At 72.6% G+C, this 9,147-nt stretch carries 9 protein-coding genes; 3 read left to right on the top strand and 6 right to left on the bottom strand.

Going from position 1 to position 9,147, the window contains the following annotated elements:
* Nucleotides 1-134 precede the first annotated feature (134 nt).
* Together AB0O40_RS36825 and AB0O40_RS36820 are read right to left on the bottom strand one after the other, a co-directional pair.
* Nucleotides 135-2,018 carry an anthranilate synthase family protein gene (locus tag AB0O40_RS36825; RefSeq protein WP_365050462.1) on the bottom strand — a complete coding sequence of 628 codons (1,884 nt, stop codon included), beginning with the start codon at nucleotides 2,016-2,018 and terminating at the stop codon, nucleotides 135-137.
* 102 nt (nucleotides 2,019-2,120) lie between these two features.
* Nucleotides 2,121-2,177 carry a trp operon leader peptide gene (locus AB0O40_RS36820; protein WP_223766914.1) on the bottom strand — a complete coding sequence of 19 codons (57 nt, stop codon included), beginning with the start codon at nucleotides 2,175-2,177 and terminating at the stop codon, nucleotides 2,121-2,123.
* A 102-nt stretch (nucleotides 2,178-2,279) separates the two neighbouring features.
* On the opposite strand from AB0O40_RS36820, the gene AB0O40_RS36815 reads away from it, so the two are divergent.
* Both AB0O40_RS36815 and AB0O40_RS36810 read left to right on the top strand, forming a co-directional pair.
* Nucleotides 2,280-3,635, top strand: coding sequence for a class II 3-deoxy-7-phosphoheptulonate synthase (locus AB0O40_RS36815; protein ID WP_365050460.1), 1,356 nt, complete (start codon nucleotides 2,280-2,282; stop codon nucleotides 3,633-3,635).
* A gap of 171 nt (nucleotides 3,636-3,806) precedes the next feature.
* The gene (locus AB0O40_RS36810) at nucleotides 3,807-4,121 is read left to right on the top strand and encodes a (2Fe-2S)-binding protein (protein WP_365050458.1); all 315 of its coding nucleotides are present in this window, start codon (nucleotides 3,807-3,809) and stop codon (nucleotides 4,119-4,121) included.
* Between the two features lie 37 nt (nucleotides 4,122-4,158).
* On the opposite strand, the gene bfr is transcribed toward AB0O40_RS36810, so the two are convergent.
* Nucleotides 4,159-4,635, bottom strand: a complete 477-nt coding sequence (bfr, locus tag AB0O40_RS36805) for a bacterioferritin (RefSeq protein ID WP_365050456.1) — start codon at nucleotides 4,633-4,635, stop codon at nucleotides 4,159-4,161.
* 154 nt (nucleotides 4,636-4,789) lie between these two features.
* Between bfr and AB0O40_RS36800 the strand changes: the two genes are divergently transcribed.
* Nucleotides 4,790-5,422: a sulfite oxidase-like oxidoreductase gene (locus AB0O40_RS36800; RefSeq protein ID WP_365050454.1), complete on the top strand. Its 633-nt coding sequence runs from the start codon at nucleotides 4,790-4,792 to the stop codon at nucleotides 5,420-5,422.
* Nucleotides 5,423-5,476: 54 nt separating this feature from the next.
* On the opposite strand, the gene AB0O40_RS36795 is transcribed toward AB0O40_RS36800, so the two are convergent.
* From AB0O40_RS36795 to pknB, 3 genes are all read right to left on the bottom strand, one after another.
* Nucleotides 5,477-6,061, bottom strand: coding sequence for a DUF4396 domain-containing protein (locus AB0O40_RS36795; protein ID WP_365050452.1), 585 nt, complete (start codon nucleotides 6,059-6,061; stop codon nucleotides 5,477-5,479).
* An 81-nt stretch (nucleotides 6,062-6,142) separates the two neighbouring features.
* On the bottom strand, nucleotides 6,143-7,042 hold the full coding sequence (locus AB0O40_RS36790; RefSeq protein ID WP_365050450.1) for a deoxyribonuclease IV: 900 nt from the start codon (nucleotides 7,040-7,042) through the stop codon (nucleotides 6,143-6,145).
* The gene (gene pknB / locus AB0O40_RS36785; RefSeq protein WP_365050448.1) at nucleotides 7,039-8,976 is read right to left on the bottom strand and encodes a Stk1 family PASTA domain-containing Ser/Thr kinase; all 1,938 of its coding nucleotides are present in this window, start codon (nucleotides 8,974-8,976) and stop codon (nucleotides 7,039-7,041) included. The genes AB0O40_RS36790 and pknB overlap by 4 nt, the downstream gene beginning before the upstream one ends.
* Nucleotides 8,977-9,147 lie beyond the last annotated feature (171 nt).

Raw genomic sequence — 9,147 nt, 5'->3', positions numbered from 1 at the left:
GATCTTGTCGAAGCTGACCACCGCACCCCGGCCGGGCCGGTTCCGGCCGGCGCGCAGCGGTGGTGCGGGGGATCCGGGGGCAGCGCCCACCGGTTTCGGGAAGGGGCGGGGAGGGGATCGGCTCCGCGCAGCGGCTACACCGGGCGGGCCGCGGCCGTCAGGGACCGGACCAGGTCCGCCAGCAGCTCCGGGCCGCGGAGGGTGAGGACGGACTCCGGGTGGAACTGGACGCCCGCGAAGCCCCGAGACGCGCAGCGCAACGCGTGCACCTCGTCCGTGACGGGGTCACGGGAGACCTCGATCCCGTGCGCCCCCAGCTCCGCGCAGACCTCCGCCGAGGCCGCCGCCGCATACGTGTTGTAGAACCCCACCACCTCGGTGGACCCGAAGAGGTCCACCGAGACCTGCGCCCCCTGCGCCGGCGCAGCCTTCCGCACCAGCGGCAGCCCCAGCTCCGCCGCGATCAGCTCGTGCCCCAGGCAGACCCCCAGCAGCCCCCCGCGGTGGTCCCGCAGCAGGTCCCGGGCCAGTCCGCGCAGCAGCCGCATCTTGGGGTCGGCCGGATCGGCCGGATCCCCCGGGCCGGGGCCCAGCACGACCGGCCCCTCGTGGCCCAGCGCCGCCTCCCGCAGCCCCGGCGCGTCGTAGCGCCGTACCGTCACCGACAGCCCGGCGGCCCGCAGCACGTGCGCCAGCATCGCCGTGAAGGTGTCCTCGCCGTCGACGACCAGCGCGTGCCCGGCCACCGCCGCGGCCGGCTCCTGCATCCGCAGCCAGAACGGCGCGAGGTCGGCCCGCCGGGCGGCCAGGGCCGCCTGCACCCGCGGGTCCTCGGCCAGCCGGGGCCCGGCCGCCGCCGGCCGCGGGGCGGCCGGCCGGACGCCGAGCGCGGCGAGCACCCCGGCGGCCTTGGCGTGCGTCTCGGCCACCTCGGACTCCGGGTCGGAGTGCCGCACCAGCGTGGCGCCGACCGGCACCCTCAGCGCGCCGTCCGCGGCGATGTCGGCGGTGCGGATCAGGATCGGCGAGTCCAGGGTCTGCGCGCCGTTCGCGTCCACGCCCAGCAGCGCCAGCGCGCCCGCGTAGTAGCCCCGGCCGCCGGGCTCGTACCGCTCGATCACCCGGCAGGCGTTCTGCACGGGGGAGCCGGTCACGGTCGCCGCGAACATCGTCTCCCGCAGCACCTCGCGGACGTCCAGCGAGGACCGGCCGCGCAGCTCGTACTCGGTGTGCGCGAGGTGGGCCATCTCCTTGAGCCGGGGGCCGACCACCACCCCGCCCCGGTCCCCGACCGTGCACATCATCTTCAGCTCCTCGTCGACCACCATCGACAGCTCCTCGGTCTCCTTGCGGTCCGCGAGGAAGTCCAGCAGCGACTCGGCGGTCGGCCCCGAGGCCGGGTAGCGGTAGGTCCCGCTGATCGGGTTCATGACCACAGTCCCACCGGTCATCCGGACGTGGACCTCGGGCGAGGCCCCGACCAGCGTCCGGTCGCCGGTGTGCACCACGTACGTCCAGTACGCCCCCCGCTCGCCCGCCAGCAGCCGCCGGAAGAGGGCCAGCGCGTCGGCCCGGCCGAAGCCGGGGATCTCGCCGGTGAAGGTGCGCCGGATGACGAAGTTCGCGCCCTCGCCCCGGCCGATCTCGTCCTCGACGACCCGCCGCACGATCTGGGCGTACTCCTCGTCGGGCACGTCGAAGGCGCCGTCCTCGACCCGCACCGGGTGGTCCGGCAGCTCGGCCAGCACCTGCGCCAGCGGCAGCTCGTACGCCTCCTCGGCGGCCAGGACGGAGAGCGGCGTGCCGTCGTCCCGGACGTCGAAGCCGCGCTCCCGGATCTGGCGGAACGGCACCAGGGCCAGGGTCGGCAGCTCCCGCACCGGCAGCTCGGCCAGCGCCTGCGCCTCGTGGACCGGGCCCAGCAGCAGCTCGACGGTGTCGTGGTCGCGCCCCGGGGTCCGGCGGCGCAGCAGGGCGAAGGGCGGGCAGTCGGCTTCCAGCAGCCTGCTGATCTGCATCGGGGGTGTTCCTTCCAGAGGTGGGTGGAAGAGGAACGGCCCCGGAAACGCCGAAGGCCGCCCTCCGGGCGGCCTTCGCGTCAGTCTTTCGGGTACGCGTCGTCAGTGGGCCGCCGGATGAGCGGTCCACCACCAGTTCTGGTTCGAGTGCGCGTACATGCTCCGCACCCTACACCCGGGAGAGGGCCGTACGGGGAGACCGCCGTCTCACCCATTGGTCGGTGGAGTGGACCCCGAGGTGCAGCACGTAGTGTTGAGCGCGTGACCGTGAACGCTGAAACCAACGCAGTCGCCGCAAAGGCGACCTGGCGAGACCTTCCCGCGGCGCAGCAGCCTTCGTACCCCGATGCCGAGGCTCTGCGCGCTGTCGTCGCGGACCTCGAGTCGTATCCGCCGCTCGTCTTCGCGGGCGAGTGTGACCAGCTGCGCGCCCGTCTGGGAGCCGTCGCCAAGGGCGAGGCGTTCCTGCTGCAGGGCGGCGACTGCGCCGAGGCCTTCGATGCCGTCTCCGCCGACCACATCCGCGCCAAGCTGAAGACGCTGCTGCAGATGAGCGCCGTCCTGACCTACGCGGCCTCGGTGCCCGTGGTCAAGGTCGGCCGGATCGCCGGCCAGTACTCCAAGCCCCGCTCCAAGGACACCGAGACCCGCGACGGCGTCACCCTGCCGACCTACCGCGGCGACTCCGTCAACGGCTTCGCCTTCACCCCCGAGGCCCGGATCCCCGACCCCGAGCGCCTGAAGCGGATGTACCACGCCTCCGCCTCGACGCTGAACCTCGTGCGCGCCTTCACCACCGGCGGCTACGCGGACCTGCGCCAGGTGCACGCCTGGAACCAGGACTTCGTGAAGTCCTCGCCGTCCGGCCAGCGTTACGAGCAGCTGGCCCGCGAGATCGACAACGCCCTGAACTTCATGAAGGCGTGCGGCACGGACCCGGCCGAGTTCAAGGCGGTCGAGTTCTACGCCTCCCACGAGGCGCTGCTGCTCGACTACGAGGGCGCGCTGACCCGCACCGACTCGCGCACCGGCAAGCTGTACGACACCTCCGGCCACATGGTCTGGATCGGTGAGCGCACCCGCCAGCTGGACCACGCGCACATCGAGTTCTGCTCGCAGATCGCCAACCCGATCGGCGTCAAGCTCGGCCCGACCACCTCGGTGGACGAGGCGCTGACCTACATCGACCGCCTCGACCCGGACCGCGAGCCGGGCCGGCTGACCTTCGTGGTCCGCATGGGCGCCGACAAGGTCCGCGACAAGCTCCCGGAGCTGGTCGAGAAGGTCACCGCCTCGGGCGCGACGGTCGCCTGGGTCACCGACCCGATGCACGGCAACACCTTCGAGGCCGCCTCCGGCCACAAGACGCGTCGCTTCGACGACGTCCTGGACGAGGTCAAGGGCTTCTTCGAGGTCCACAAGGCGCTGGGCACCCACCCGGGCGGCATCCACGTCGAGCTCACCGGTGACGACGTCACCGAGTGCGTGGGCGGCGGCGACGAGATCTTCGTCGACGACCTGCACCAGCGCTACGAGACGGCCTGCGACCCGCGGCTCAACCGCAGCCAGTCGCTCGACCTGGCGTTCCTCGTCGCGGAGATGTACCGCGACCAGTAGGAACGATCAGTTTGTGGCTTCGCCACACAGAGGGGCGCGGATCGATGTGATCCGCGCCCCACTGTCGTTCACGGGACTTTTACGGTTCCGGGCCGCCGGGTAAGGTTAGGTTAGCCTCACCGATCAAGACGCCAGTCGCGACGGAGGCTGGTCCGAACGTCTTTCCGGGAGGTGAACCGCGTGTACGTCTGCTCTTGCTTCGGCATCACCGACAAGCAGGTCAAGGAACACGCGGAGGCCGGTGCCTGCACCCCCCGCCAGATCGCCTCCGTCACCAAGGCCGGAACGGACTGCGGCTCCTGCGTCCGCACCATCCAGGGCCTGCTGGGCCGCGGTGCCTGCCCGCGTCGCGAGCTGCTGGAGGAGGGCCGGGCGAGCCAGGTGCTCGCCGCCGACCCGGCGCTCGTCGACGCCGTCCCGGCCGTGACCGCCCCGCCGGCCGCCGCCGCCCCGCCGGTCGTGCCGGCGCTGGCCGAGGCCGCCTGAGCGCTCCCGGGCCGGCGCCCCGGTTCACCCGGTCGGCTCAGCTGGGCTGCTCGATCAGCTGGGCGATGTACAGCGGCTCCCCAAGGCTCTCGATCAGCTCGAGCTGGGTGTCGAGGTAGTCGATGTGGTGCTCCTCGTCCTCCAGGATCTCCTCGAAGAGCCGCGCCGAGGTGACGTCGCCCTTCCCGCGCATGACCTCGATGCCGCGCTTGAGGCGGTCGATGGCCTCGACCTCGACCTGCCGGTCCGCCTGGAACATCTCGGTGAGCGTCTGGCCGACGCGGACGTGGAAGAGCCGCTGGTAGTTCGGGAGGCCGTCGAGCATGAGGATGCGCTCGGTGAGCTTGTCCGCGTGCTTCATCTCGTCGATGGACTCTTCACGCGTGTACTTCGCGAGCTTGGTCCAGCCCTTGTTGTCCTGGATGCGGTAGTGCAGCCAGTACTGGTTGATGGCGGTCAGCTCGCCGGTCAGCTGCTCGTTGAGAAACTCGAGGACCTCGGGGTCGCCCTGCATTGCAGAAGCTCCTTCCACGCGTCTGTGGCTGGCAGTTGCGCGCATCCTCGCACCGCCACCGGAGGCCGTCCAGTAAGTCCCTCCTTAGTAGGAGTTGTCCGATTGGCATGTCCACTGGTCATGACCACCCCTTCCTGTCTGTCACCATGGAGTCATGGGTCAGCCGGAAAGCCGGGAATCTCCGGGAGCAGAGCAGCTGGAGCTTCCCCCGGGGCAGCGGTTGCAGCGGGGCTGGCCGGTCACCCACTACGGCCCGGTGCCCAAGTTCAAGCCGGACCGCTGGGAATTCAGGGTCTTCGGGGCCACCGCGGACGGTGAGAAGCACTGCTGGAACCACGAGGAGTTCGCGGCGCTGCCGTTCTCCTCGGTCGTCGCCGACCTGCACTGCGTGACCAAGTTCAGCATGACCGGTGCCGAATGGGGCGGCGTGCTCGCCCGTACCCTCCTCGACCTCGCCCCGCCCGCGCGCGAGGCCACCCACGTCATGGTCTGGGCCGAGTACGGCTTCAGCTCCAACCTGCGGATGTCCGACTTCGCTTCGGAGCGCTCGGTCTTCGCCACGCACCAGGGCGGCGAACTGCTCACCGCCGAACACGGCTTCCCGCTGCGGCTGGTGGTCCCGCACCTGTACGCCTGGAAGGGCCCCAAGTGGGTGCGCGGCATCGAGTACATGACCGCCGACCGCCGCGGCTTCTGGGAGGAGCGCGGCTACCACAACATCGGCGACCCCTGGCGCGAGCAGCGGTACTCGTACCAGGAAGAGCCGGGCGACGGCCCGGAGCTGTAGTCCTCGCGGACCCCGCCCGGGGCCGTCCTGCCGGCCCGGTACCCCCTGGGGGTGTCAGTGGTGGTACTGGTGGACCACCGCGTGGCCCTTGCCGCGGCCGATCATCCACCGGTTGACCGGGGTGGTGACCAGGAAGGCCAGCGCCAGCGAGAGCGCCAGTGCGGTCCAGAAGAGCAGGTCGTCAAGGTGGGCGTCCATGGCCCGGGGCCACAGGGCGATCACGCCGTTGTCGATCAGCTCCATGACGGCGATCGAGAGGGTGTCGGCGGCCAGCGCGACCCGCACCGCGGCCCGGAGGTCCACCCCCGCCGCCAGGATCCCGCGCAGGGTGAGCGCGTAGCCGAAGAAGAAGGCGAGCGCGATCGCCAGCGCCATGGTCGGCAGGTTGCCCCAGCCGAGGGCGGTGCCGACCACCATGCCCAGGATCTCGCCGATGGCGCATCCGGTGAGGCAGTGCAGGGTGGCCCTGGCGGCCATCGCCCAGCTCACGGGGCCGTGGCCGGCGTGGTGGGCGTGCGCGCCGCGGTCGTGGCCGGTGTGGCCCTCATGACCCTCATGGCCCTCATGACCCTCATGACCTTCGTGGCCGGTGTGGTGCGTGTGGTCGGTGTGCTCCGTGTGCTGATGCCCGTGCTCCATGAGAACCCCCAAAACCAGGTATGCGGTCCTGCCGACAGACAGAACCGTATACCCCCCAGGGGTATTCCTCAACGGGTGTGATCAGGGACCGGTGCGCAGCTCCTTGAGCCGGGCCACGTCCGCCGCGTGCCCCTCCTTGCCGCCCGGGGTCTCGATCACCAGGGGGACGCCGGCCGTCTCCGGGTGGGTCAGCAGCTCGCGGAAGGCCTCCTCACCGATGTGGCCGGCGCCGATGTTGGCGTGCCGGTCCTTGCGCTCGCCCACGCCCTCCTTGGAGTCGTTGGCGTGGATCAGCTTCAGCCGGCCGGGCCCGACCGTGTCGACCAGCAGGTCCAGGGTCTGCTTGGCGCCGCCCGGCTCGGCCAGGTCGTGGCCGGCCGCGAAGACGTGGCAGGTGTCCAGGCAGATGCCCAGCTTGGGGTGGGCGTCCAGGGCCTCGAAGTACGGCCCGAAGTCCCAGGTCCGCGAGCACAGCGAGGAGCCCTGCCCGGCCGTGGACTCCAGCAGCAGGAAGGGGTCGTCGTCGTGGGTCAGCTCGTCGAGCAGCGGCAGCATGTACTGCCTGACCTGCGCGAGCGCCACCTCGCGGGGCCGGCCCCCGGTGGCCGAGCCGGTGTGCACCACCACGCCCAGCGCACCGATCTCCCGGCCCCGGCGCAGCGAGTGCCGCAGCGACTCCACCGACTTCTCGACCGTGGCCTCGGTGTGCGAGCCGAAGTTGATCAGGTACGGGGCGTGCACGTACGCCGGCAGCCGCTCGGCGGCGCAGGCCTCGCGGAAGGCCTCGTCCTGGGCCGGGTTCCCGGCCGGGGTGGCCCAGCCGCGCGGGTTGGCCACGAAGACCTGCACGGTCTCGGCGGCCAGCTCACGGGCGTAGCCCAGCCCGACGGTGGCCAGCCCGCCGGCCACGGGCACGTGCCCGCCCACCGGATTGCGCAGGGCGGCGGCGGAGCGGTGGTCCGGATGCGGAGCGGTGGTCACAGTGCCTTGATCCTGATCGTGATGGTGCTGCCCTCGGGGGCGGTCTGGCCGGCCGGGACCGACTGGCTCCCGACCTCGTTGCTGAAGGAGATGAGGGGCTTGTCCACCTTCACCTCGAAGCCGGCCTTCTTCAGGGCCCGCTTGGCGTCCTCGGCGTCCTGACCGGTGACGTCCGGGACGGTCACCATCCGGGGCCCCTTGGAGACCGTGAGGACGACCGTGTCCCCGGTCCCGGCCTGGGTGCCGGCGGCCACCGACTGGTTGGCGACGGCGCCCTGCGGCTGCGGGGAGTTGACCGGCTCGGCGGCGATCTGCACCTTCAGGCCCAGCTCCTCCAGGGCGGACCGGGCCTGGTCGACGGGGGTGCCGACGACCGTGGGGACCTCCACCGGGGAGCCCTTGCTGACCACCAGGGCCACCGCGCTGTCCGGGGCCCGCTGCTCGCCCGCCGCCGGGTCCGTGCCCAGCACCGAGCCCTTGGCGACCTGGCTGCTGAAGGCCTCGGTGACCACGCCCGGGGCCAGCCCGACCGCCGCCAGCCGGGCCTTGGCCTCGGCCAGGGGCACGCCCTTGAGCTTGGGTACCGCGACCACCTCGGGGCCCCGGGAGAGCACCAGGGTCACGGAGCCGTTGCCCCGGATGCGGGCGCCGGCCGCCGGATCGGTGGAGATCACGGTGCCGCGGGCGAAGCTGTCGCTGAACTCGCGGCGCACCCCCGCCACGTCCAGCCCGTCGCCGGACAGCCGCTCGCGGGCCTGCGCCTCGGTCTTGCCCAGCAGGCTCGGTACGTGGGTGAACTGGCCGGAGCTGACGTACCAGACGCCGGTGCCCAGGGCGAGCACCAGCAGGGCGCCGACCACCGCGAAGAGCGGGCCGCGCCGGGGCACGGCGAAGCGCGGCGCGGCCGTCCGGCGGGACGGCCGGGGCGCCGGCGGCGCGGACTCCTGGAGGGGGCGCTCGAAGCGCGCGGTGTGCCCGACGTCCGCGGGGGACGGGCCCACCGGGCGGGGCACCACGCCGGTGCGGTCCTCGGCCGAGCTGCGCTCGGCGGCCCGGGCGCCCGGCGGGACGGCCTCCAGCGCCTCCTCCGTGAGGGCCGCGCGGGTCTCGCGCACCAGGGAGAAGAGCGCGACCGCGTCGTACGGGCGCAGGTCGGGGTTGCGGGCGGTGGCCGCGGCCACCAGCTCGTCCAGGTCCAGGGGGAGCCCGGGGACGGCGGCCGAGGGGGCCGGCACGTCCTCGCCGAGGTGCCGGTAGAGCACCTGCGCGGGGGTGTCGCCGGAGTGCGGCTTGGCGCCGGTCAGCATCTCGTAGAGCACCACGCCGCAGGCGTACACGTCGACGCGGGTGTCGGCGGTGCCGTGCTCGATCTGCTCGGGCGCCAGGTAGGAGACGGTGCCGAGGACCCCGCCGCCGGTGGTGTCGGTGACCGCGCCGACCGCCCGGACCAGGCCGAAGTCGGCGACCTTGACCCGGCCGTCGTCGCCGATGAGGACGTTCTCCGGCTTCATGTCGCGGTGGACGAACCCGGCCCGGTGGGCCGCGCCGAGCGCCGCCAGCACCGGCTCGAGGATGTCCAGCGCCGCCCGCGGCTGCAGCGCGCCCCGCTCCCGCAGGACGTCGCGCAGCGTGCAGCCGCTCACGTACTCCATGGCGAGGTAGACGTACGGGCCGTCGGTGCCCTGGTCGAACACGCCGACCACGTTGGGGTGGGCCAGCCGGGCCACGGACTTCGCCTCGCGGATGAAGCGGTCGACGAAGGCGGCGTCGGCGGCCAGCGCCGGGTGCATCACCTTGAGGGCGAGGATGCGGTCGAGGCGGGTGTCGACGGCCCGGTAGACCGTGGCCATGCCGCCGGCCGCGATGCGGGCGTCGATGCGGTAGCGGCCGTCGAGCAGCCGCCCGACGAGGGGGTCATCCAGGGTCGTGTCCACCCGTGGATTCTACGAGCCGCCGCTCTCGTGCCCGGGCGCCCCTGCCCGCCTTGCAGCCCAGCTGTGACGCGGGCCACGCCGCCGTTGCCGCCCCGGACCCCGCGCCTCAATCGCCGGCGGGGGGGCATTTGGGGCCGCGCCGGCGGTTGAGGGGGGCGGAAGATCACACGG

Source organism: Streptomyces sp. NPDC089919, from assembly GCF_040684615.1.
Taxonomy (GTDB): domain Bacteria; phylum Actinomycetota; class Actinomycetes; order Streptomycetales; family Streptomycetaceae; genus Streptomyces.
This window is presented reverse-complemented; position numbering and strand designations above follow the sequence as displayed.